Here is a 21,515-nt window from a genome sequence, read left to right on the forward strand (position 1 = left end):
ACATCTCTTTACACCATTCCCGCCTTGAGCATTGCGCATAAATCGTGCATAACACCCTTATGTGCGTTTCGCGGGAAGGAAGACCATGAAATTTATTGGAAAGCTGCTTATCTATCTTCTGGTAGCCCTGCTTATTGTAGTGCTCGCCTTTTATTTTCTGCTCCAGACCCGCTGGGGCGCATCGCAGGTCAGCAGCTGGATCACGGTGAATACCGATTACGAGCTTAACTTTGACCTGATGGATCATCGGTTTTCATCCCCTTCTCACATCCTTCTGGAAAATGTCACCTTCGGACGAGATGGCAAGCCGGCCACGCTGGTTGCTAAAAAAGTGGATATTGGCTTAAGCAGCCGCCAGATCACCGATCCGCTGCATATGGACGCCATCACTCTGTTCGATGGCACGCTGAATTTATCATCGCAGACGGCGCCGCTGCCGTTCCAGGCCGACCGTCTGCAACTGAATAACATGGCCTTTAACAGCCCGAACACGGCGTGGGATCTGAGTGCGCAAAAGGTTACCGGCGGCGTTAGCCCATGGCAGCCCGAGGCGGGGAACGTGCTCGGGAAAAATGCGCAAATCCAGATGAGCGCAGGCTCGCTCACGCTCAATGGCATACCGGCTAACAATGTGCTGATTCAGGGGCAACTCAACGGCAAAGAGGTGGTGCTGAACACCATCGGTGCCGATATGGCGCGCGGTTCGCTTACGGGTTCGGCCCTGCGTAATGCCGACGGTGGCTGGGTAATCGACACCCTGCGGCTGAATGAGATCCGCCTGCAAAGCGACAAATCACTGCTGAATTTCTTCGCCCCTCTCTCCACGCTGCCTTCATTACAGATTGGGCGGCTGGAAGTGACCGATGCCCGTTTACAGGGGCCTGACTGGGCAGTAACCGACCTTGACCTTAGCCTGCGTAACCTGACCCTGAGTAAAGGTGACTGGCAAAGCCAGGAGGGACGGTTATCCATGAACGCCAGCGAGTTTATCTACGGCTCGCTGCATCTGTTTGACCCCATCCTGAACGCAGAATTCTCCCCGCAGGGCATTGCGCTGCGCCAGTTTACCTCGCGCTGGGAAGGCGGCATGGTGCGCACCTCCGGTAACTGGCTGCGCGAGGGTCAGGCGCTGGTGCTGGACGACGTTGCCATTGCCGGGCTGGAATATACGCTTCCGGAAAACTGGAAAACGCTGTGGATGGATCCGCTCCCGGCATGGCTGAACAGCGTGACGCTGAAAAAATTCGGCCTGAGCCGCAACCTGGTCATCGACATCGATCCTGCTTTCCCGTGGCAGGTTACTTCCCTTGACGGCTACGGCGCTAATCTGCGGCTGGCGCAGGATCACAAGTGGGGCGTGTGGGGCGGTAACGCAACCCTCAACGGGGCGGCAGCAACCTTTAACCGCGTCGACGTGCGTCGCCCGTCGCTGGCGCTGAATGCCAACGCCGCCACGGTGAACATTACCGACCTGAGCGCCTTTACCGAAAAAGGTATATTGGAAGCGACGGCGACGGTTTCGCAGTTGCCGCAGCGGCAAACCACCGTGAGCCTGAACGGGCGCGGCGTGCCGCTCAACGTCTTGCAGCAGTGGGGCTGGCCAGCGCTACCGGTGACGGGCGATGGCAATATTCAGCTCACCGCCAGCGGCAGCGTGCAGGCCAATGCGCCGCTGAAGCCGACGGTGAACGGCAAGCTGAGCGCGGTGAATATGGATAAACAGCAGGTAGAGCAGACGATGACGGGTGGCATTGTTTCAACACCCGTGCAATAAACAAGCCGGGTGGCAGTTTTATCCCCTCTCCCTGTGGGAGAGGGTAAGGGTGAGGGCATCAGACCGCATAATTACCGTAGGCCCGGTAAGGCGCAGCCGCCACCGGGCATTTTTTCAGCTCAGAGGTGAACAACCACCTCATTCCCCTCGGCTTTCACCACCACGCCCCACTCGCTTCCCGCATGTGAACCGCCTTTCACGCCGCCCACCTTCTGCACGTTGCGCAAGCAAACCGACCAGTTTCGTGCCTCACCCGCGCCGGTCAGGGTCACGATGTCGCCTTCTCGTGACGCTTTCAGCGTAAACGCCACCGCGCCGTCCGCCGCAGGCACTTCGCTCACCGCCGTTGCGCCATCCTCCAGGTTAAACAGCTGGAAAGCGGTCCCCTCATTCCACGCATAGTCCGGCTTCTGGTTATTGTTGCCCAGCGCCAGCAGGGTGTTATCGCGCACATACACCGGAAGGCTCAGGAAATCGTGCTGCTGCTTATGCCAGCGGCTGCCCTGAATTTCGTCGTTATGCCACAGGTGCGTCCAGCGCCCTTCCGGCAGCCAGAACTGCACGTCGCCCGCCTCGGAGAACACCGGCGCGACCATCACCGCATCTCCCAGCATGTACTGGCGGTCGAGATAATCGCACGCCGGATCGTCCGGGAACTCCAGCATCATCGCCCGCAGCATCGGCGTGCCGCACTCGCGCGCCAGCGCCGCCTGACGGTACAGATACGGCATCATCCGGCACTTCAGCTGCGTAAAGTGGCGCACCACGTCGCAGGACTCGTCATCGTACGCCCACGGCACGCGGTAGGATTTACTGCCGTGCAGGCGGCTGTGGCTGGATAAAAGCCCGAACGCGCACCAGCGTTTGTAGACGTGCGCCGGGGCGGTGTTTTCGAATCCGCCGATATCGTGGCTCCAGAACCCGAAGCCGGACAGACCAATCGACAGCCCGCCGCGCAGGCTTTCGGCCATTGATTCATAGTTGGCGTAGCAGTCGCCGCCCCAGTGCACCGGGAACTGCTGCGCGCCCACGGACGCGGAGCGGGCAAACAGCACCGCCTCTTGCTCGCCGACGGTCTCTTTCAGCACGTTCCACACCAGTTCGTTGTAGATATAGGCGTAGTGGTTATGCATTTTCTGCGGATCGGATCCGTCGAACCACTGCACGTCCGTTGGGATGCGCTCGCCAAAATCGGTTTTAAAGCAGTCGACGCCGATATCCACCAGGCCTTTCAGCTTGTCGGCATACCACCGGCACGCTTCCGGGTTAGTGAGGTCATAAATTGCCAGCCCCGGTTGCCACTTATCCCACTGCCACAGGGAGCCGTCCGGGCGCTTGAGCAGGTACCCCTTCTCTTTCAGTTCGCGAAATACCGGCGACTTCTGGCCGATGTACGGGTTAATCCACACGCAGACCTTCAGCCCTTTCTCCTTCAGGCGGCGGATCATCCCTTCCGGGTCCGGGAAGGTCACCGGGTCCCACTCGAAGTCGCACCACTGGAAGGCCTTCATCCAGAAGCAGTCGAAGTGGAAGACGTGCAGCGGCAGGTCGCGTTTGGCCATGCCGTCGATAAAGCTGTTGACCGTGGCTTCGTCGTAGTTAGTGGTGAACGATGTGGTCAGCCACAGGCCGAACGACCACGCGGGCGGCAGCGCCGGACGTCCCGTGAACCGCGTATAGCGGTTGAGCACCTCTTTCGGCGTCGGGCCGTCGATCACAAAGTACTCCAGATACTCCCCTTCGACGCTGAACTGCACTTTGGAGACTTTCTCCGAGCCGACTTCGAACGAGACGTTTTCCGGGTGATTGACCAGCACACCGTAGCCGCGGTTGGTCAGGTAGAACGGGATATTTTTGTAGGACTGCTCGGTGCTGGTGCCGCCGTCGCGGTTCCAGGTTTCGACCGTCTGGCCGTTGCGCACCAGGGCGGTGAAGCGCTCGCCCAGACCGTAGACCGTTTCGCCCACGCCGAGGTCGAGCCGTTCAAACAGGTAGTTGCGATCGGTGTTGGTATCCTGCACGTAGCCGTTATTTTTCAGCTGGCTACCGGTAATGCGCTGGCCGTTGCGCAGAAAATCCAGCGCCCAGAACTCGCCTTTGGTCACGCGCACGCTGACGCTACCGCTTTTTAGCTCGGCAAATTCCGCGTTGTTTTCAATCTCGACCTTCACGTCTTTCAGCACGTTCAGCGGGTAATGTGGGCCGTTGTTCAGAGCGCCCTGGAAGTGCTCGATGCGCACCCCGACAATCCCCTCCTGCGGGGCAAACAGGCGCACCGTGAACATGAGCGTGTCGAGCTGCCAGGTGCGCTCACGCACGTCACGCGGTGCCACGTAGACCACCAGGTCATTGCCCTGCTGCTCCACGTCGAACACCTGAACCGGATACGTCACGTTCAGACCCGGTTGAATAAGCCAGTTTCCATCACTGATTTTCATGCTTTCGTCCTCTTAGTTCTGCAATTCTTTGCTGACCGGCAGGTTTTCAAACTCCTGCTGATTGCGGCGCGCGCCCTGCGCCAGCTCGCCCAGGATTTTGGTCAGGAAGGGGGTTTTCAGCGTGTAGTAGCGTTTGGCGATAATGGCGCTCAGCACGTAGCAGACCGCCGGGGCCAGGGTAAACAGGCCGATAATGATGCTGATGGTCGCGCTGTTCTGGGTTTTGGCTGCCGCGTCGTAGCCGCCGCCTGCCAGCATCCAGCCGATCATCGCCCCGCCCAGCGCCAGGCCAAGCTTCAGTACGAACAGCGTGCCGGCAAAGCTGATCCCGGTCAGACGCTTGCCGTTGGTCCATTCGCCGTAGTCGACGGTATCGGACATCATCACCCACTGGATAGGCGTCACCAGCTGGTGCAGCACGCCGATGACGAAGATAAAGGCGAACATCACCACGGTGGCATGCATCGGCACGAAGAACATCGCCACGCTCACCACCGCCAGCGCTGCGTTGGTCCACCAGAAGATGCTGACCTTACACTTCCAGTCGGTGAGCGGTTTCGCCAGCGCAGAGCCGATCAGGTTGCCGACGCAGTAGGTGGTGAGGAACGCGACGAACACCTCCGGCGAGCCCATGATCCAGGTGCAGTAGTACATCATCGCCCCGCCGCGCACGCAGACGGCGAGGATGTTGAGGATGGTCAGCACGCCGACGATGCGCCACTGGTCGTTTTGCCAGATGTCGCGCAGGTCTTCCCGCATGGAGGTGGTGCTCGGCGGCACCTGGATGCGCTCTTTGGTGGTGAAGAAGCAGAACGCCAGCATCAGGAACGCGACCACCGACAGCACGGCGATCCCGCCCTGAAAGCCGAACGCTTTGTCGTCGCCGCCAATCAGGTTCACCAGCGGCATCATCAGCACCGTGGAGAGCATGCCGCCCGCCGTCGCCAGCACGAAGCGCCAGGATTGCAGGGAGATACGCTGCGTCGGATCGTTGGTAATTACGCCGCCCAATGCGCAGTACGGGATGTTAACCACGGTGTAGAGCAAGGTCAGCAGCGTATAGGTGATGGCGGCATAGACCATTTTGCCGTTGGGGCTGAGGTCCGGCGTGGTGTAGGCCAGCACGCAGACGATGCCGAACGGGATAGCGCCGGACAAAATCCACGGACGGAACTTGCCCCAGCGGCTGCGGGTGCGGTCGGCAATCAGCCCCATGCATGGGTCGGAGATTGCGTCCAGCGCGCGGGCCAGCAGGAACATGGTGCCGACAAACCCGGCGGGAATGCCGAAAATATCGGTGTAGAAAAACATCATGTAAAGCATGACGTTATCAAAAATGATGTGGCTGGCGGCGTCTCCCATGCCGTAGCCAATCTTCTCTTTTACTGACAATACTTCGCTCATCTTTTTTTCATCCTTCACGCTGTAGGGGGCGCTGAGACCGGTTGCATTGGTTTTAAACCATTGTTTCAAAGGCGGGTATTGCGTTTTCTGGTTAGCAGATTACGTTTCTTGTTTTTTGTGATCGCGGTAAATGTTGGCAGCACGAAAGGCTAACATGAGGATTTTCTTAAGAATTAACTGAAACAGGGGGGTACAGGTCAAAAGAGAGGTGAAAAAAGTGTGTCGGGGTATGTGGTAAATGCCTGAAAGTAGCTATAATGCGCCCCGCCTCCATGTAGCAATGCAGGCGCGGAAGATCGTCATCTCCGGTGAGGTGGCTGGACTTCAAATCCAGTTGGGGACGCCAGCGTTCCCGGGCAGGTTCGACTCCTGTGATCTTCCGCCAAAAATTACCTTTATTTCACCATAATTCTCGTTATCACCAGTTCACCATTAGGTTGAATGTCAAAAGGCTTTGATCTGCTATATTCACTATAGATACAGGTCACATTATCGAAAAACAAACCGGCCAAAGTTGATGATACTAAATGGGGCTTAGGACCAAATTGAATAATGGAAATATTATATTCATTTTTTAAAGGCTGAATTACCTGACATAAGTTCTCAAAAGTAATTGATAAACTAGAAATTGGAAGTCTAAGTAAATTACGACCTTCAGATAGTTGGTGTTCAATAAAATCCTTATTGATTGATTCAGCTTGAGATTGATAATCTGGTAAAGAACCCGGTGATGCAATTACGCCAAAACTCAAATCTGGCTCAAGTAAATTAAAAAAACTTTGCGGGCCAATTTTATCAAACCCCAGCATAAATATAGCGCATTTTTTCTTTTTAGTGATTGAAGAACCTTCGCAACCAGGTAGTACTTTAACATCACCCAGTTCAAAATTTAAAAAGTCATCGTTTTTAGGGTATTCTGCCGAAGAGTAGACCAAATCTATTATTATTTTTTTAGAGTAGACTTTTAAGCAATAGTTTAATATGGCCGCATACCAGTTTCTAGACATGGAACTATAGTCAACCAATATCAAAATTTCTTTTTTATCGATTTTTAATAGTTTATCGTTTAAAACTGAATAAACTTCATGGATATGCGAATGCTCAAGATTCACAAGCGATAGCTTTGCTCCCCATTTTTTTTGTAGGTTATCAAAACTTTGCAACCTGCTTTTATTCTGAGCACTCTCGTTAAATGAAAGCACAACTAAATCATCTATATTTGTTGTATCAAGTAATTTTGAAACATAAACACATCTTGGTTCATAACCTAAACCTAAGAAAGCAATGTCGTAACGCGTATCAAGCATTTCAGCCCTTGATAAATCTTGCAGTCTAATCTTCGTCATTAAATAACTCCATTTGATCTTCTGCGCTCAATGTAGCGTTAGAATTAAAAATATTATGTAATTGGATAGAGCGTCCTACACGTGGAAACAAATTAAAATTAGGTGCAAGGCAGTTAGCTAAGACAAATCTTCCCTCTTTCGAGGGGAAAAGTGATTTTGTATTTCTATCTTTCTTCACATAAGGATAAAGTAACCCTAAGTCAACAGCAGTTTTAATACAACTCCATTGATCTTCATGAATAGTATTATCAATACTGAACGATTGAGGTGTATTGCTCCCTAGTTTCTCAACTAAACTTTTTTCCTTAAAGTAACCACCTATTTTATTAATAAAATCAAAAGCTTTAATGCCATCTTTCTCGAACTTAATAACCTCTAACTCTCTATAGGAATAACTTTTTATTCTCTCGCTTTGACTAGCATCGGGAATTTTTTTTGACTGATCCTTCAGGTTACCCAACAAATGATTGAATAATCTAAAGAGACGTCTCGGATTCCCATCTGAACAACGTGAAACGATAGCAACGCCAGAATATAAAGTTGAGGATGAATTCCCCAACTTATTATTATATTCTTCACGTAGAAGAAGAAGTCCTCGCAACTTACGAATAATAGCATCATCAAATTTATTAATATCATTAAGAAATAATGTATTCGCTCGATTTATAGTATCCGCGTTACAGTGTTTCTCAATTAGTTTCATGACGTAAGTATTTTCCGCTATGTCAGGTGTTGATTGCGTTAACACTGATTTCCCAACCAACTGTTCAAGCGTTATATCGTTTTTATGATGATACTTTAACCTATTAACAAATAGCTTTTCAGCAAACTCTTGTATAATTTTGTCTGAGTTTTGCTGATTAAGGTGTGATGTACCTAACTTGTCTATATATACATACTCTAGATCATGCCCGATATTAATATTTGCAGCAACATCGGTATCAAGAGTATGATGTCTATAAGGCATAGTGGTAATCTTAAAGACTAGATCACTAGCAGAACGCATGAATGTATTAAGAGTTTGATGATGATTCCTTGTAAGAAACTCTGCCTCATCAATACAAACAATCCATCTATTACTTTCTTGAAGAGACAATTTTCTCTTTATTATTCTAGAAGCAAATTCAAAAGGTTTGAATAATGTAGTATGAAATGCCTCACCTATTCTAATTTCTTCATCAGATAGGGTGACTCCCATTGCTTCCTTGTTAAAGGCTAAATTCTTTTTGAACTCAACGCGCTCCAACTCATTTCTAATATCATTTAAATTATTTAATTTCAAGTTATCATTTGAAAACCAAACATCTGAAATATCTAAACAAATTTTTCTTTCAACAAAAAGTTGCTCAATCTCATCCTCAATGTAGCAGTCGATACAACTTCTAATTGTATCAAGAAGATTTGCGCATAGAGATAGGTTTAAACTCCAAATGAAGTATTCTTCTTTTTTTGATTCATAGTTATTTAATGAATTGACCCATTCCACTCTTAGTGGGACATAGGTAGCAATAAAATTTCTAGACTCAATTAGGTCTTTTGCCTTTGGATAAAACTCACCTAACTTACTCAAATTTTCATGCGCAAGCATTTTAACTAAAGCAGTTTTTCCTGACCCTCTCGATCCAAGAATAACTTGATTCTGGCTGGTAAATAGCGCTTCAAATGATTCTGTCCAAATAAATTCTTTGGCAAGTTGATTAGTATTTAAACCTCTTGCATTTGAATTTTCAAATAAAGAACTTAATTCACTTAGATTCATATTAATCCTCCGCCCATAATAAAACGAAGCTGTCATCTTTACTAGGCATCACTTCATACTTTAATTCATATGAAAGATCATCTACTGCATGAGATAATAATTGTTTATTACAATACTTTAACTTAGGTTCTATTTTAATTAAATCTTGCCATTTTGCATAATTCTTGTGCTCTTTGCACTGGTTAATAATATTTCTCAGCTTACTTTTTAACTGATTTCTTGAAACCATGTAACCGTAATATTCCTCATGACTTATACGGTCTCTATCATAAAGTGATCGTGTCCATTTATGATTTGTAAAATAAGACCAAGAAATAACCTTTCCTCTAGAAAAGTTATTATCCGGACAAAAATCATGATGTTCAATTAGATGAAAGAAATTCGCTACCCCATTGTGCCAGTCTTTTAATTGAGCAGCAAAACTTCCAGCACTTAGTATGTTGACAAAAAAACCATCAGAATCCATTTGAAAATTATACCTTGGAATATGCTTATGACCATGAACTATGAAATCGAACTCATTTTTTCCGGCAAAACGCATAAAATCTTCCGCATTTTTCATTTGGCTAAGGTCAGGGGCGGGGAAAGTAGTATCTGTATAGTTTTTGGGATGATGATGCGTAAGAAGAATTTTAAATTTACGCTTACCTGTACCTTTTAATTCATCTAGTTTTGATTGTAAGGATGCTAAGCATTTTAAATCAACCTCCCCAAACTTTACTGCTTTATCATAACTATCCAACGCTGAAGAGTTCACTCCTACTACAATCAAATCTTCATGTTCCCAAATAGTAGAATACGGGTCAGAATAATATGAAGAGAATTTTGTATTTTTTAATAAAGAAGAAAAAAAGTCATTATTTCTAATATTATTATATTTTTCTAGTATGATTTTATCTTTATTTGAAAATCTTTTACTTGCTGCTTTCTCTTGATCCCAGTTTCCATCGTGATTACCAGGAACAAAGAATATATTTCTTTCGTCTATTTTCAATATATTCTTAATATCGTTAATTCTTTCTGCAGCAATCTCAAACTCATATGACTCAGCTCGATTGGTGATGTCACCAGCAATTAATAGATGAGTCGCAGTAATGTTTTCAAATTTAACTAAATCGTGAAACTCTTCAATAAAATTCTCTGTAATTGCTGATGCTCCACTTACTTCAGTACAGAAATCTCTTGCTCTTGCTGTAGTACCAACATGTAGGTCACTAATTACCAGTATTTTCATAATTCATTCTTCTTCATAAATTATACTGTCTAAGATTTTTAGCATACCGAATTAGAAACTAGCCCTTAGGTTGTTTACCTCGTCTCATTAACTCATTTCTCGCCAGTTCCTTCAACCAGCTGGCAAGGCTTACACCTTCCTCAGCAGCCACAGCATCCAGCTGCTCCTTCAATGCCGGATCAATTCGCATCTTAAACTGCGGAGACTGCCCGCCGCCTTTTGGTTTTTTTTCGCGCGATATGATTGACATGAGGCCACCTATCTATCTATTATAACACTTATAGGAGGCCACCTAAACCTCCTGTATTTGCAACGCCCCGATGTGCGGGAACACAACCGGAGCGTCTAACCTCACCAACTATCAAGGAGTTGATTATGGCTGATTCGCATTCTACCCCAGACACCGACCAATCCGGAACCGAGCGTTCGTTAATTGTGGGATATCGCCCGAATGTTTTCGACAAATCCACGCCCAATATCATTCTGTCTGGCAAGTGGCTGCGTGCCGCAGGCTTTGAAACCGGACAGCAGATCACGGTCAAAGTGATGAAAGGGTGCATCGTTCTGGTGGCGTATAACGAGCAGGAGCAGCGGTTGCAGGATGATTATAAGCGGACGAAGGCGAAGCTCAGTGAGATAGAGAAAGCCCTTGCCGCGATTCAAATTCAGCATCCTGGAAAGCGCCTCGCAAAATCAAATACAAACCACCTGGCTTAGCGGCGGTTTCTGGCGTTAATCGTTAAAAAGACGGAGCCGACATGGTTGATAAAAACGTAATCTAATTTCCGGCAGGTGAATTTGTTATGTTGCCAGGGAGGACGGTAAGGTTCGCATCACATGTCGATTTGAACATGAAACGCTCTGGCTGTCGCAAGCAGCCATTGCGGCTCTATAGCAAGTCTCTCCTCAAGCCATTACTGAGCATATTAAAGCCGTTTGCGAAGAAGGTAAGCCTGAATAAAAACAACATGTAAGGCTTACTTACAAGTTCAGCAAGAAAGTGGCTGGTAAATGGAAAAAAGAATCTAGAGTAGCCATAGTCATGCAGCCAACCTACTTTACTGGCCAGCACGACTCGAAAAAAACACTGGAAGACGCCTCGCAATTTCTCACCAATACAATCATTTAGATGCCCCGTATTTGTCATACTTCTGCCATTCGCTACCTGGTTGCCAATGACAGCCATTGCATTTATTAACTACAGCTTATATCCTGTATATAAGCTACAGCTTATCATGGAAGAGAGCATGTGGACGGTACTGTTCGGAAAGGTGTTTGAGCTATGGTTGCTTGAACAGGAAGAAGGGTTACAGGAAAAGGTACTGGCAGACATGCTAAATCTACAAAACTATGGACCTCGTCTTCCTCGTCCCTATGCCGATACTGTAAAAGGCTCGCAATATAACAATATGAAAGAGTTACGTATTCAATATGCTGGCCGTCCGATTCGTGCTTTATTCGCATTTGACCCCGAACGTCAGGCGATTGTGCTTTGCGCAGGCAACAAGAGTAACGACAAGGCATTTTATGAAAAACTCATTCGCATTGCAGATGATGAATTTACCCGGCATCTGACAAGCCTGGAGACAGCCAAGTGAAAACCCTAAATGAACTAATTGCATCACGCTCACCGGAAAGCCAACAACGAATTAAAGAAATGGCAGAGGAAATGATCCTTGAAACGGGTCTGCAACTTTTACGTGAAGAGCTCAGGCTTTCGCAAAAAAATGTTGCCGAGCTAATGGGGGTGAGCCAGCCCGCAGTAACACAAATAGAGCAACGTGGAAATGAACTAAAAATTGCCACGCTTAAGCGCTACATTGAGGCAATGGGTGGGAAACTTTGTATTGACGTTGAACTTCCAACAGGAAAACGCGTTGCGTTTCATATCTAACAAGTGTGATTCCTGCGTTAAGTAAATATTTACTTAGCCAACCGCATATGCAGCAACGGAAACGCATTTCCCTGCCCGTCAAGTTCCGGGCGCCCGACCTGCTCAAATCCCATATGCCGATAAAACGCGACGCCCTGCGGATTCTGCTCATTCACATCCACCTCGTTCGCGCCGAACTCCGCGATGGCGTGTTTAAGCAGCAGTTTCCCGACGCCCTTCCCGCGACTCGCATCGTCAACAAACAGCATTTCAATGCGGTTTTCATCGACGCCTAAAAAGCCGTGAATAACGCCTGCGTCATCGCGGGCAATGATAACCTTGAGGTTGGGCAGATACGCGTTGAGCAATAGCGGACGCAGCGCCGCAATATCGCTTTCCTGTAAAAAGTGGTGGGTGGCGCGAACGGAGGATTCCCAGATCGCGACCAGGCGTTCGAATTGGGAGGGGTGTGCGGTTTCGATTTTCATGGGGGGATCATGTCTGGAAAACCTCATTCATTCAAGTCACTCTGTGCGCCTTGCTCCCCCCTCACCCTAACCCTCTCCCTCAGGGAGAGGGAACCGACCGTGCTAGCTTTAATTTCCACCACCGCATACACGCCGCCTGGGTTTTGGCCCAGCCGAGCGCCAGGTGTGTTTATCCAGCAGCGCGGCAAGCGCCGGGCGGTTGCGAAAGGCCTGTTCGGAATAGCGGTTCTGCGGGACGAGCGCGGGCTCAGCTTTCAGCGCCCGATCGAGCGCAGCGATTTCACGGGCAGCATCGTCTTTCATCGGCCACTGGTCGCTGACGTCGGGAAAGGACGCACTGAAAATCGTCATGTTTTTCGGTGCGTCACCGCGAAAAGGCTGCCAGCTCATGTCGTCTTCCCTCCGTTGGGCTTTTGACGGAAGTCTATCCAGGCAAGTCCGTAATACCCTACGAAGAAAGCACGATCTTTACTGCTTCACCCACACCAGCTGGTCAACCCGGAAGCCCAGACTGCGCGCGGTGTTCAGGTAATCCTGCTTCACCGCATCCGGAATCGTCGGCGTGCGTGACAAAATCCACAGGTAATCGCGGTTCGGGCCGCTGACCAGCGCGTACTGGTACTTATCGTCCAGCTTGATTACGTTATATCCGCCGTAGAACGGACCGAAGAACGACACCTTCAGCGCGGCCGTGGTCGGCTCGCCGGTGAAGTACGCTTTCCCCTCGCTCTCATTCCACTTGTTTTTCACCGGATCGTAACCCCGGTTCAGCACGCTGATACCTCCGTCGCTGCGCTTGCCGTAGGTGGCGGTCACCTGCTCCAGACCGCGTTCAAAGCGGTTTTCCAGGCGCGCGACTTCGTACCATTTGCCGAGATAGCGGCTGGCGTCGAAGTGGGTAATAGGCTGCACGCCTTTCGGCGGCGTAGGGGATTTACAGGCAACCAGGGTCAACGCAATGGCAACGCCGGTCACAACAGGCCATAGCTTCATGAGAATTCCTTTCATTTGCACGGTTGGATGTTAAGTGTAGCGCATCGTTTCGGCGCTTCATCCCGTTCGGGAAAATTCGTAGTATATTGAGAGTATTCCTCCACTCTGGACACGGACATGGCTTACTCCATCGGCGAATTCGCCAGACTCAGCGGCATTACCGCCACGACCCTGCGGGCGTGGCAGCGTCGCTACGGTTTACTCAAGCCACAGCGCACGGAAGGCGGTCACCGCCAGTACAGCGATGAGGACGTCCAGCAGGCGTTGAAAATCCTCGACTGGGTCAAAAAAGGCGTCCCAATCGGCCAGGTCAAACCGCTGCTGGAACGCCCGACGCTGGGGCGGACCAACAACTGGCAAACCCTGCAACAGAACATGCTACAGCGCCTTCAGGACGGCAAAGTCGAGTCCTTACGCCAGATGATTTACGACGCCGGACGCGAGTACCCGAGGCCGGAGCTGGTCGCGAACGTGCTGCGCCCCCTGCGCAGCCAGATATCGGCCAACGTTGCCGCCGCCATGACGCTGCGTGAGATCCTCGACGGCATCCTCATCGCCTACACCTCGTTTTGCCTTGAGGGCGATAAAAAAGCGCCGGGCGATAATATCCTTATCAGCGGCTGGTATCTGAACGACCCGTGTGAGATCTGGCTTGAAGCCCTCACGCGCACCGGCCAGGGACACCGCATCAACATCCTGCCGGTTCCCCCTGCCGCGCTGGCCCCGGAAATTTTCCCGGACCGCAAATGGCTGTTGGTCACCAGCAGTAAACTTACCGCGGCACGGAAAAAGCAGGTTGCGCAGTGGCAGCAGCAGGTTTCCCTTGAGGTGATTATCCTCTGATTATTTTCTGCTGTGGCAATCTTCACGAAAAGTTGAATATTTTTTCGCGCAGCGAGTGCTAACGTTTTCCTGTCACCGACAACTCAACAGGAAAACACGATGAAAAAGACACTCCCTCTGATGATGCTGGCTTCTATGGCTTTCGCTCCTGCCGCGTTCAGCGCCCCGGCAGGCACCCTGAGCGTCCACGTTCTGGACCAGCAAACCGGTATGCCGCCAGCGGATGTGACCGTCACGCTGGAGAAGCAGGAGCAGGATAAATGGATCCAGATTGCCAGCGGTAAAACCGATCACGACGGGCGCATCAAATCGCTCTATCCGCAGGATAAGGATATGGCGCCTGGCGTGTATAAAGTGACCTTCAAAACCGCAGACTATTTCCACGGCAAAAAGCTGCAATCCTTCTTCCCGGAAGTGCCGGTGCTGTTCACCGTCTCCCGTACCAATGAAAAATTGCACATCCCGCTTCTGCTCAGCCAGTACGGTTACTCGACCTACAAGGGCAGCTAATTGCCTTTGATTTTAAAGATGATTCAAAAATAATTCTGCTAATACTTGGACAAATACTCATTGTTGTGTAACTTTTAGATATGCGATCTGGAGGTGCACACCATGACAACAAAACCTGTGCTGGGTATTAGCGGATGTTTGACCGGATCCGCCGTACGCTTTGACGGCGGACATAAGCGTATGGGCTTCGTCATGGATGAGCTGGCCCAGTGGGTGAATTTCCGCCCCGTCTGCCCGGAAATGGCGATAGGCCTGCCGACGCCTCGTCCGGCACTGCGTCTGATCGTGACGGACCGCGGTGAAACGCAGATGCGCTTCAGCCACGCGCCCCATGAAGACGTTACGCAGAAAATGGCGGACTTTACGGCAGATTTTTTGCCGAAAATCGGCGATCTCGCCGGATTCATCGTCTGCGCTAAATCCCCAAGCTGCGGCATGGAGCGCGTGCGGCTGTATGATGAAAACGGCAACCGGGGCCGCAAGGAGGGGGTCGGGCTGTTCACCGCCGCTCTCCTTGAAACCTGGCCGTGGCTGCCCGTGGAAGAGGATGGACGCCTGCACGACCCGGTGCTGCGGGAGAACTTTGTCGAGCGCGTTTTTGCGCTGCATGAGCTGAACACAATCCGCGCCAACGGCCTGACCCGCCGCGCGCTGCTGGACTTTCACAGCCGCTACAAGCTTCAGCTGCTGGCGCACCATCAGGCGGGCTACCGCGAAATCGGCCCGTTCGTTGCCTCGCTGCACGAGTGGGAAGACCTGGACGCCTTCTTCGTGGCGTACCGGGAAAAGCTGATGACCATTCTGAAAAAACCGGCTTCGCGGAAGAATCACACCAACGTGCTGATGCATATTCAGGGGTATTTCCGTAACCAGCTGAACACCCGCCAGCGCGGCGAGCTGCGCGACGTGATCCTGCACTATCGCAACGGGCAGTTGCCTATTCTCGCCCCAATCACGCTGCTGAAGCACTACCTGGCCGAATACCCCGACCGGTATCTGATGACGCAAAACTACTTTGATCCCTATCCTGATGATTTGGGTCTGCGTCTGGCAGTCAAGTGATCACAAAAATGCGAAGGCCCCATTGACCCGTAGAGGCCCAAAGCAGTACCCCGTTTAGACGACATCCTCACTGTCGTCTCTTTTTTGCATTTAACCTCAAAGACTGTGATTATATACAGGCTTATTCTGCAAAAAGGGGCCTGCCCGTGATCAACACCCTGCACATTCAAAACTACCGCTCCATCCGCGAGATGTCGCTGGAGCTGGAGCAGCTCAACATCGTCTTCGGGCCGAACGGCTCCGGGAAATCCAATATTTACAAGGCGATCCACCTGATGCACAGCGCCGCGCAGGGGCAGTTTTCCCAGGCACTGGCGAACGAGGGCGGCATTCTGAAGGTGTTCTGGGCAGGCAAAACCCGCAGCGACCAGCTGCGGCGGATGAACCTCGCTGTGGAAACCGAGACCTATGAATATGAGCTTCAGGTCGGGTTCGTGGAGAGGCTGCCCTACCCCTCGCAGTTTCAGCTCGATCCGGTGATCAAAGAGGAATCCATCTGGCTGAGCGGACAGCACCGTCGCCCTTCATCGCAGCTGATGAAGCGTAAGAACCAGGCAGTGTTTCTGAACAACGTGCATCACGAGAAGGTGACCCACAGCGGCACGCTGTACGAAAACGAATCGGTGTTCGGACAGCTCGGCGAACCGCATCTCTACCCGGAAGTATCGCAGATGCGCGAGTCCCTGCGTAACTGGCGCTTTTATCATGAGTTTTCAGTCTCATCCGGCTCGGCGATGCGCGCTCCGCAGGTCGGTTTCCGCTCCCCGGTGCTGGCCAGCGACGGTGCCAACCTGGCGGCCGCGTTTCAGACCATTGTGGAGATTGGCGACGAGCTGCTGCTGATGCGCATTCTCGACCAGGCCTTCCCCGGCTGCGTGTTTTACAGCGACAACGCCGGCGGACGTTTTCGCATGATGATGCAGCGCGAGGGCCTGAGCAGGCCGCTGGAACCGGCGGAGTTTTCCGACGGCACCCTGCGCTTTCTGTGCCTGGCGGTGGCGCTGTTAAGCCCGCGCCCACCGGCGTTTATCGCGTTGAACGAACCGGAAAACAGCCTGCATCCGCAGATGCTGCCCGCGCTGGCGAGCTTAATCGCCGAAGCCAGCCGCTACTCGCAGATCTGGCTCACCAGCCACTCGCCGGAGCTGGCGACGTTGATTGAGAAGCAGCGATCGTTTTCGCTGTATCAGCTGTCGATGGCGGAGGGGGAGACGAGGGTGGAGAGGCTGGGGTAGGCCAATCAATCATACCCAACTTACCGGAGTGGAGCTTCCACGCTAGCTATGCAGACGAAACGTCTTTCGCCACTCCGCAGGACTTACCCCAAAACGCGCCTTAAACTGCTGCCTCCAGGTCACGGCGGAATGATATCCCACCAGCTCCGCCACGCTCTCAACGGGCATACTTCCGGCTTCAAGTAAGATCTGGCTGCGCCGCAAGCGTTCAGCGGTAAGCCAGTCGGCAACGCTCATCCCCGTGGCCTTAACAAAATGACGGGTCAGCGTGCGGCGGCTCATCGAAACGACTTCCGCCAGCGAGTCCAGAGTATGCGGTTCGCTGATGTGCTTCTGTAGATAGTCGATCAGAGAGTTAATGCGTCCGTCACGGGTATCTTTCGGTACCGGCTGAGCAATGAACTGTGCCTGTCCGCCCTCGCGGTGGGGCGGAACAATCATTCGCCGGGCAATCTGGTTCGCGACCACGCTGCCAAAACGCTGGCGAATGATATACAAACAGCAGTCCAGCGCGGCGGCAGTACCGGCAGAGGTGATAATGTTGCCGTCTTCGACGTACAGGGCATTGATATCCAGCTGGACGTTCGGGAAGAGCGACTGAAACGGACGTTCAAACTCCCAGTGGGTCGCCGCACGTTTGCCATCGAGGATCCCCGCATAGGCCAGCACAAACGCCCCCAGACACAGCCCGACGATTTCCGCGCCGTTGTCTCTCGCCTGTACGAGGCTGTCGAGCAGCGCCTGGGGTGGGCGTTCAAGGACGTGCTGCCAGTAGGGCACGACAACAATATCGGCCTGCCCGAGGACAGAATAATCCTGCGTGGCGTTGAGTGCGAAACCGTCTTTTGAGGTCAGCAGGCCGGGCTTTTCGGCGCAGATCGTCACATTAAAGCGCTTTTCGCCGGAGACGGAATCGCCAAACAGAATGCAGGGAACGGAGTAGTGGAACGGGCTGAACCCGTCTACTGCAACTATCGCGACGTTGATTAGCGACATCTGTTCCCCCTTTCCCTTTAATAGACTCAGAATATAACGGTTTCACCATCCTCAGGAATACTGACCGCATCACTCACCTGGTTGGCCTCAACATACTCACGCAGCGCGCTGCGGGTCAGCAGGCAGTGGTTGATGGCTTCCATATGGCTCGCCACAATTTTGGCCTGCGGCAGCAGGAAATGGACGTTGAGCACATCTTCCTGGCCCATAATGATGGGCCCAAAACCCATGACGTGGGCATATCCGGCATTAAGTACCACCACGTCCGGCTGATGTTTTTGCAGATCGGCCGCCACCTCATCACGCCAGATAGTATCTCCTGCAAGATAGAGCGTCTTCTCATCGGGATGACGCAGCACCACGCCACAGGCCTCGCCTAGCCGCTCCGCCAGTTCCGGCACGGCGTAAGCGCGATCGGTACCGTGCTGACCGCCATGTGTTTTCGCAATCTGAATATCGCCGAAGGTGGTCGCGTCGGTCATGACCGTCAGGTTGCTAAACCCCTGGCTGCGCAGCAGCGCGGCGTCACGATCGTTTTGCACGTAGATCGGTTTATCTTTGGCGATCAGCTCTGCCGCGGTGCGATCCCAGTGATCGTCATGGGTATGGGTGACGATCACCGCGTCGGCGTTCAGCAGCGTGCTGACGTCAACGGGAAGCTCAACCATGGGGTTGCGACGCTCAGCGTGCGCCGTGCCGGGAAAACCCGGATATGCGCCTTTCGGGGCCAGCATCGGGTCGATTAAAAGACGTTTTCCGGCGTAGGTAATCAGCAGGGTGGCATTTCGAATTTGAGTGATGTTCATGGGCTATCCTCCGGTTGGTGTGATAAGGAGGATAGCCCGACGTCGCAGGCCACGCTGTGGTCTAAAGGGCGATTACCGATGGAATCGGGCCAATTTAAACCCCGCGTTTTCAGGCAGATCGTTTACCAGCCCGGCACCGCTCCGCCGTTAAAGATCGTCTCAGCCGCTTTCGCCACTTCCGGTGACTGATACGACTGGATAAACTCCTTCACGTTCTCCGCGTCTTTGTTGTCTTCGCGCGTCACCACAATGTTCACGTACGGCGAATTTTTATCTTCAATAAAGACGCTGTCATGCACCGGCGACAGCCCGGTTTGCTGAAGATAGGTGGTGCTGATGATGGCGACATCCACTTTAGGATCGTCCAGCACGCGCGGCAGCTGCGCCCCTTCCAGCTCCATGATGTTCAGATGCTTAGGGTTAGCGGTAATATCCAGCGCCGTCGGCAGCAGGCCGGTGTCTGGCTTCAGGGTAATAAGCTTCTCCTTTTGCAGCAGCAACAGCGCGCGGCCAAGGTTAGTCGGGTCGTTTGGAATGGCGATGGTCGCCCCGTTTTTCAGGTCCGAAACGGATTTGATTTTGCGTGAATAACCGGCCATCGGGAACACGAAAGTGTTCGCCACGGCAACCAGCTTGTAGCCATGCGCCTTGTTATCTTCTGCGAGGAACGGGCGGTGCTGGAAAACGTTGGCATCCAGCTCTCCCTGGTTGGTGGCATCGTTAGGCAACAGCGAGCCGCTGAAGCCCACCAGCTCCACGTCCAGGCCAAATTTCTCTTTCGCCACTTTTTTAGCGACTTCCGCCACGTCCTGCTCGGCGCCGTTGATGACGCCCACTTTAATGTGTTTGGCATCGCTGCCACTTTGATCGCACCCTGCCAGCAGCAGGCCAGCGAGAACCAGCGCACCTAATCGACGTTTCACGAGACAGTTCCTTTTGCTGAATGTTGTAGTGACTATATCGACAACGAGGCGGTGAAATAAAAAACGAAAAAGAATCAATAAGAAGGATAAGTTATATGCGGGTATCGCCGGGTGGCGCTGCGCCACCGGGCATCAGGCCTACGACGTTGTCGTCCAGTCCTCGACGGCAAGCTCCTGCACCATTCTGAACGCGCGATCGTTAGTCACAATCGTTGTTCCCCGACTGAGCGCATGTGCAGCAATCAGCTGATCGAGATCGCCCATGACTTTTCCTTTCTTCTCCATTGCGGCGCGGAGTTCGCCGTATGTTGCGGCGCGGAGTTCGCCGTATGTTGCGGCGGCGTCACTGTCCCAGTCGCAAATCGTGATGGTATTGAGGAACGCCAGGATTGTTTCTTTCAATCTACTGCTTTTCTTCTTGTCAGCACCATACAGTAATTCCGCTTCGGTAATGCTCGAGATACAAACTTCACCCGGAGCCATACACGTCATTCTGCTTACAACTTCCGGGTGTCGTTTAAACAAGTGACTCACAATATTTGTATCCAGCATATGCCTCATGAACATGCTCCATCCAGAGGGTCTCTTGTTGTAACACTCTGATTGCGTTCCTCCTTGCTCAAAAACGTATCTGGTACGTCCGTATCTGCCAGCATACGGAGAAAATTATCCCAGCTCTTAGCCTGAACAGTTTTTGCCGTCAAAACGACATTCCCCTCATCATCACGCCGGATATAAACGCTTTCCGTATCAAACGCGAATTCAGCAGGCAGCATCACGGCCTGATTTCGCCCCTTTTTGAATAATTTTGCTGTCCGTTCCATCGTCTTCTCCATGCTTTCTGTGACCAGGCCAAAGCATGCGCCAGGGCCTGAAAAGAAGACAAGCAACACGCTTCAAATTAGGAAAGCGACTCGCAATAATTAGCTGAATCCATAATCACCGCAGCGGCATTAAAGCGCTTTCGTCAGGTAGTGTCGTTGCATACCTGGGTATGGATAATCCTGCAAAGACATCTTTAGCTGGTAGCCCTGTTTTTCATAGAACGGGCGCGCCTGGAAGCTGGCGGTATCCACCAGCGCGTGCTTACAGCCTTTACGTCTGGCTTCATTTTCCGCCGTGTTGATAAGCTGGCTGCCTACGCCGCTGCCCCGTACGGTGTCGCTCACCCAGAGATAGTCGATATTCAGCCAGTCGCCTTTACGCACGCCAATTAAGCCGCCCAGCATGACGCCCTTTTCGTCTCGTACGTAAACGCCTATGTCGCCGCTAAAGTTCGTCAAATCGAGGAACCGTCCGTTATAGGCTCTCAGCCCCACGAGTAGCTCTTCTTTTTCCTGCGGCGTAACGGCGTCGGTAATGCTCAAGTGCATATTTTCTCTCCTTGTTTTCTGTGCCGTTTCACTATCGCATACCGGTGGTCTGGAGAAAATTCATACTTTCGACTGGCGTCGCTACACTGAATGTAACGATATATTTCAAGGGAAGCGTGTGACGTCTAAAGGGGGTTTTGATGAAAGCTGCGCACCTGGTCTGCCTGCTGGTTTGTCTGCTCTTCGCCGCGTTTGTCCACGCTCAGGAAAAGGACGACGCCGCGAAAGAGGCGCAAACAAAGCAGCAGATCCTGAACGATATTAAGAAAACCTGTACGCCACAAAAAAAGCAGAGCGATAAGGCCTGGCAGACGATGATTTTATCCTCCGAGGCCAACCAGTTGCTGATTAAAAACGCCATCACCGCCGTGAAGCGTGACAACCTGAACGCCTACTGGGACGCGGTGAGTCAGGTGGATTGTATGGAGGATTACTGAGGGTTGATCGCCGGGTAGCGC

The 21,515-nt window shown here is 51.7% G+C and carries 23 protein-coding genes, 1 tRNA gene and 1 pseudogene; 10 read left to right on the top strand and 15 right to left on the bottom strand.

From position 1 onward, the window contains the following. Positions 1-85: 85 nt before the first annotated feature. A complete protein-coding gene (locus G6Q29_RS16220; protein ID WP_165466420.1) occupies positions 86-1,774 on the top strand; it encodes an AsmA family protein in 1,689 nt (562 codons plus the stop codon). Between the two features lie 119 nt (positions 1,775-1,893). On the opposite strand, the gene yicI is transcribed toward G6Q29_RS16220, so the two are convergent. Continuing rightward, the gene (gene yicI / locus G6Q29_RS16225) at positions 1,894-4,212 is read right to left on the bottom strand and encodes an alpha-xylosidase (RefSeq protein ID WP_165466421.1); all 2,319 of its coding nucleotides are present in this window, start codon (positions 4,210-4,212) and stop codon (positions 1,894-1,896) included. Positions 4,213-4,224: 12 nt separating this feature from the next. Beyond that, entirely contained in the window at positions 4,225-5,616 is a 1,392-nt protein-coding gene (locus tag G6Q29_RS16230) for a glycoside-pentoside-hexuronide family transporter (RefSeq protein WP_165466422.1), read from the bottom strand. A gap of 290 nt (positions 5,617-5,906) precedes the next feature. On the opposite strand from G6Q29_RS16230, the gene G6Q29_RS16235 reads away from it, so the two are divergent. Next, a tRNA-Sec gene (locus G6Q29_RS16235) sits at positions 5,907-6,001 on the top strand. Positions 6,002-6,011: 10 nt separating this feature from the next. Here G6Q29_RS16235 and G6Q29_RS16240 read toward each other — a convergent pair. Genes G6Q29_RS16240 through G6Q29_RS16255 form a run of 4 tightly spaced genes read right to left on the bottom strand, consistent with a single transcriptional unit; the run spans position 6,012 to position 10,205 of the window. Then, the gene (locus G6Q29_RS16240; RefSeq protein WP_165466423.1) at positions 6,012-6,962 is read right to left on the bottom strand and encodes a hypothetical protein; all 951 of its coding nucleotides are present in this window, start codon (positions 6,960-6,962) and stop codon (positions 6,012-6,014) included. Further along, positions 6,949-8,721, bottom strand: coding sequence for a hypothetical protein (locus tag G6Q29_RS16245; protein ID WP_165466424.1), 1,773 nt, complete (start codon positions 8,719-8,721; stop codon positions 6,949-6,951). Before G6Q29_RS16245 ends, G6Q29_RS16240 begins: the two co-directional genes overlap by 14 nt. Position 8,722: 1 nt before the next feature. Beyond that, positions 8,723-9,955 (bottom strand): metallophosphoesterase family protein, encoded by a 1,233-nt coding sequence (locus G6Q29_RS16250; RefSeq protein WP_165466425.1) that lies wholly within the window; start codon positions 9,953-9,955, stop codon positions 8,723-8,725. 58 nt (positions 9,956-10,013) lie between these two features. Beyond that, positions 10,014-10,205 (bottom strand): toxin-antitoxin system HicB family antitoxin, encoded by a 192-nt coding sequence (locus tag G6Q29_RS16255; RefSeq protein ID WP_058652585.1) that lies wholly within the window; start codon positions 10,203-10,205, stop codon positions 10,014-10,016. Positions 10,206-10,330: 125 nt separating this feature from the next. Here G6Q29_RS16255 and G6Q29_RS16260 point away from each other — a divergent pair, with 125 nt between their 5' ends. From G6Q29_RS16260 to G6Q29_RS16270, 3 genes are all read left to right on the top strand, one after another. Continuing rightward, a complete protein-coding gene (locus G6Q29_RS16260; protein WP_165466426.1) occupies positions 10,331-10,672 on the top strand; it encodes a SymE family type I addiction module toxin in 342 nt (113 codons plus the stop codon). 530 nt (positions 10,673-11,202) lie between these two features. Further along, a complete protein-coding gene (locus G6Q29_RS16265; protein WP_063434484.1) occupies positions 11,203-11,553 on the top strand; it encodes a type II toxin-antitoxin system RelE/ParE family toxin in 351 nt (116 codons plus the stop codon). Further along, positions 11,550-11,849 (top strand): helix-turn-helix domain-containing protein, encoded by a 300-nt coding sequence (locus tag G6Q29_RS16270; RefSeq protein ID WP_032635284.1) that lies wholly within the window; start codon positions 11,550-11,552, stop codon positions 11,847-11,849. The genes G6Q29_RS16265 and G6Q29_RS16270 overlap by 4 nt, the downstream gene beginning before the upstream one ends. 29 nt (positions 11,850-11,878) lie before the next feature. Here G6Q29_RS16270 and G6Q29_RS16275 read toward each other — a convergent pair whose 3' ends face one another. The 3 genes and pseudogenes from G6Q29_RS16275 to G6Q29_RS16285 form a co-directional block, all read right to left on the bottom strand. Next, positions 11,879-12,316 carry an acetyltransferase gene (locus G6Q29_RS16275; protein ID WP_165466427.1) on the bottom strand — a complete coding sequence of 146 codons (438 nt, stop codon included), beginning with the start codon at positions 12,314-12,316 and terminating at the stop codon, positions 11,879-11,881. A 180-nt stretch (positions 12,317-12,496) separates the two neighbouring features. Next, positions 12,497-12,706, bottom strand: a pseudogene (locus G6Q29_RS16280) (class I SAM-dependent methyltransferase); the annotation flags it as partial. Between the two features lie 78 nt (positions 12,707-12,784). Beyond that, on the bottom strand, positions 12,785-13,309 hold the full coding sequence (locus G6Q29_RS16285) for a lipocalin family protein (protein WP_045281336.1): 525 nt from the start codon (positions 13,307-13,309) through the stop codon (positions 12,785-12,787). 117 nt (positions 13,310-13,426) lie between these two features. Between G6Q29_RS16285 and G6Q29_RS16290 the strand changes: the two genes are divergently transcribed. The 4 genes from G6Q29_RS16290 to G6Q29_RS16305 all read left to right on the top strand — a co-directional run bounded on the left by G6Q29_RS16290 (position 13,427) and on the right by G6Q29_RS16305 (position 16,959). Beyond that, positions 13,427-14,152 carry a MerR family transcriptional regulator gene (locus G6Q29_RS16290; RefSeq protein WP_165466428.1) on the top strand — a complete coding sequence of 242 codons (726 nt, stop codon included), beginning with the start codon at positions 13,427-13,429 and terminating at the stop codon, positions 14,150-14,152. A gap of 99 nt (positions 14,153-14,251) precedes the next feature. After that, on the top strand, positions 14,252-14,662 hold the full coding sequence (gene uraH / locus G6Q29_RS16295; RefSeq protein ID WP_165466429.1) for a hydroxyisourate hydrolase: 411 nt from the start codon (positions 14,252-14,254) through the stop codon (positions 14,660-14,662). Between the two features lie 102 nt (positions 14,663-14,764). Continuing rightward, the gene (locus tag G6Q29_RS16300; RefSeq protein WP_112780018.1) at positions 14,765-15,724 is read left to right on the top strand and encodes a YbgA family protein; all 960 of its coding nucleotides are present in this window, start codon (positions 14,765-14,767) and stop codon (positions 15,722-15,724) included. Between the two features lie 146 nt (positions 15,725-15,870). Further along, complete coding sequence (locus G6Q29_RS16305) at positions 15,871-16,959, top strand: AAA family ATPase (protein WP_165466430.1); 1,089 nt, start codon at positions 15,871-15,873, stop codon at positions 16,957-16,959. Between the two features lie 42 nt (positions 16,960-17,001). On the opposite strand, the gene G6Q29_RS16310 is transcribed toward G6Q29_RS16305, so the two are convergent. The 6 genes from G6Q29_RS16310 to G6Q29_RS16335 form a co-directional block, all read right to left on the bottom strand. Beyond that, positions 17,002-17,955, bottom strand: a complete 954-nt coding sequence (locus tag G6Q29_RS16310) for a GlxA family transcriptional regulator (RefSeq protein ID WP_165466431.1) — start codon at positions 17,953-17,955, stop codon at positions 17,002-17,004. 26 nt (positions 17,956-17,981) lie between these two features. Beyond that, entirely contained in the window at positions 17,982-18,761 is a 780-nt protein-coding gene (locus G6Q29_RS16315) for an MBL fold metallo-hydrolase (RefSeq protein WP_165466432.1), read from the bottom strand. Between the two features lie 122 nt (positions 18,762-18,883). After that, positions 18,884-19,684 (bottom strand): lipoprotein NlpA, encoded by an 801-nt coding sequence (nlpA, locus tag G6Q29_RS16320; RefSeq protein WP_165466433.1) that lies wholly within the window; start codon positions 19,682-19,684, stop codon positions 18,884-18,886. 138 nt (positions 19,685-19,822) lie between these two features. Then, the gene (locus tag G6Q29_RS16325) at positions 19,823-20,245 is read right to left on the bottom strand and encodes a type II toxin-antitoxin system VapC family toxin (protein ID WP_165466434.1); all 423 of its coding nucleotides are present in this window, start codon (positions 20,243-20,245) and stop codon (positions 19,823-19,825) included. Continuing rightward, a complete protein-coding gene (locus tag G6Q29_RS16330) occupies positions 20,242-20,508 on the bottom strand; it encodes an antitoxin (protein ID WP_165466435.1) in 267 nt (88 codons plus the stop codon). Before G6Q29_RS16330 ends, G6Q29_RS16325 begins: the two co-directional genes overlap by 4 nt. Positions 20,509-20,637: 129 nt before the next feature. Continuing rightward, the gene (locus G6Q29_RS16335; RefSeq protein WP_165466436.1) at positions 20,638-21,057 is read right to left on the bottom strand and encodes a GNAT family N-acetyltransferase; all 420 of its coding nucleotides are present in this window, start codon (positions 21,055-21,057) and stop codon (positions 20,638-20,640) included. Between the two features lie 140 nt (positions 21,058-21,197). Between G6Q29_RS16335 and G6Q29_RS16340 the strand changes: the two genes are divergently transcribed. After that, a complete protein-coding gene (locus tag G6Q29_RS16340) occupies positions 21,198-21,494 on the top strand; it encodes a YicS family protein (RefSeq protein ID WP_165466437.1) in 297 nt (98 codons plus the stop codon). The last annotated feature ends 21 nt before the right edge of the window (positions 21,495-21,515 follow it).

The sequence above is a fragment of the Enterobacter cloacae genome (assembly GCF_011078175.1).
In the GTDB taxonomy this organism is placed as follows: Bacteria; Pseudomonadota; Gammaproteobacteria; order Enterobacterales; family Enterobacteriaceae; genus Enterobacter; species Enterobacter cloacae_Q.

Excerpts from the sequence above, each read along its gene's own strand:
- G6Q29_RS16220 (WP_165466420.1), top strand. The coding sequence starts at position 86 with ATGAAATTTATTGGAAAGCTGCTTATCTATCTTCTGGTAGCCCTGCTT.
- yicI (WP_165466421.1), bottom strand. The coding sequence starts at position 4,212 with ATGAAAATCAGTGATGGAAACTGGCTTATTCAACCGGGTCTGAACGTG.
- G6Q29_RS16230 (WP_165466422.1), bottom strand. The coding sequence starts at position 5,616 with ATGAGCGAAGTATTGTCAGTAAAAGAGAAGATTGGCTACGGCATGGGA.
- G6Q29_RS16240 (WP_165466423.1), bottom strand. The coding sequence starts at position 6,962 with ATGACGAAGATTAGACTGCAAGATTTATCAAGGGCTGAAATGCTTGAT.
- G6Q29_RS16245 (WP_165466424.1), bottom strand. The coding sequence starts at position 8,721 with ATGAATCTAAGTGAATTAAGTTCTTTATTTGAAAATTCAAATGCAAGA.
- G6Q29_RS16250 (WP_165466425.1), bottom strand. The coding sequence starts at position 9,955 with ATGAAAATACTGGTAATTAGTGACCTACATGTTGGTACTACAGCAAGA.
- G6Q29_RS16255 (WP_058652585.1), bottom strand. The coding sequence starts at position 10,205 with ATGTCAATCATATCGCGCGAAAAAAAACCAAAAGGCGGCGGGCAGTCT.
- G6Q29_RS16260 (WP_165466426.1), top strand. The coding sequence starts at position 10,331 with ATGGCTGATTCGCATTCTACCCCAGACACCGACCAATCCGGAACCGAG.
- G6Q29_RS16265 (WP_063434484.1), top strand. The coding sequence starts at position 11,203 with ATGTGGACGGTACTGTTCGGAAAGGTGTTTGAGCTATGGTTGCTTGAA.
- G6Q29_RS16275 (WP_165466427.1), bottom strand. The coding sequence starts at position 12,316 with ATGAAAATCGAAACCGCACACCCCTCCCAATTCGAACGCCTGGTCGCG.
- G6Q29_RS16285 (WP_045281336.1), bottom strand. The coding sequence starts at position 13,309 with ATGAAGCTATGGCCTGTTGTGACCGGCGTTGCCATTGCGTTGACCCTG.
- G6Q29_RS16290 (WP_165466428.1), top strand. The coding sequence starts at position 13,427 with ATGGCTTACTCCATCGGCGAATTCGCCAGACTCAGCGGCATTACCGCC.
- uraH (WP_165466429.1), top strand. The coding sequence starts at position 14,252 with ATGAAAAAGACACTCCCTCTGATGATGCTGGCTTCTATGGCTTTCGCT.
- G6Q29_RS16300 (WP_112780018.1), top strand. The coding sequence starts at position 14,765 with ATGACAACAAAACCTGTGCTGGGTATTAGCGGATGTTTGACCGGATCC.
- G6Q29_RS16310 (WP_165466431.1), bottom strand. The coding sequence starts at position 17,955 with ATGTCGCTAATCAACGTCGCGATAGTTGCAGTAGACGGGTTCAGCCCG.
- G6Q29_RS16315 (WP_165466432.1), bottom strand. The coding sequence starts at position 18,761 with ATGAACATCACTCAAATTCGAAATGCCACCCTGCTGATTACCTACGCC.
- G6Q29_RS16325 (WP_165466434.1), bottom strand. The coding sequence starts at position 20,245 with ATGAGGCATATGCTGGATACAAATATTGTGAGTCACTTGTTTAAACGA.
- G6Q29_RS16330 (WP_165466435.1), bottom strand. The coding sequence starts at position 20,508 with ATGGAACGGACAGCAAAATTATTCAAAAAGGGGCGAAATCAGGCCGTG.
- G6Q29_RS16335 (WP_165466436.1), bottom strand. The coding sequence starts at position 21,057 with ATGCACTTGAGCATTACCGACGCCGTTACGCCGCAGGAAAAAGAAGAG.
- G6Q29_RS16340 (WP_165466437.1), top strand. The coding sequence starts at position 21,198 with ATGAAAGCTGCGCACCTGGTCTGCCTGCTGGTTTGTCTGCTCTTCGCC.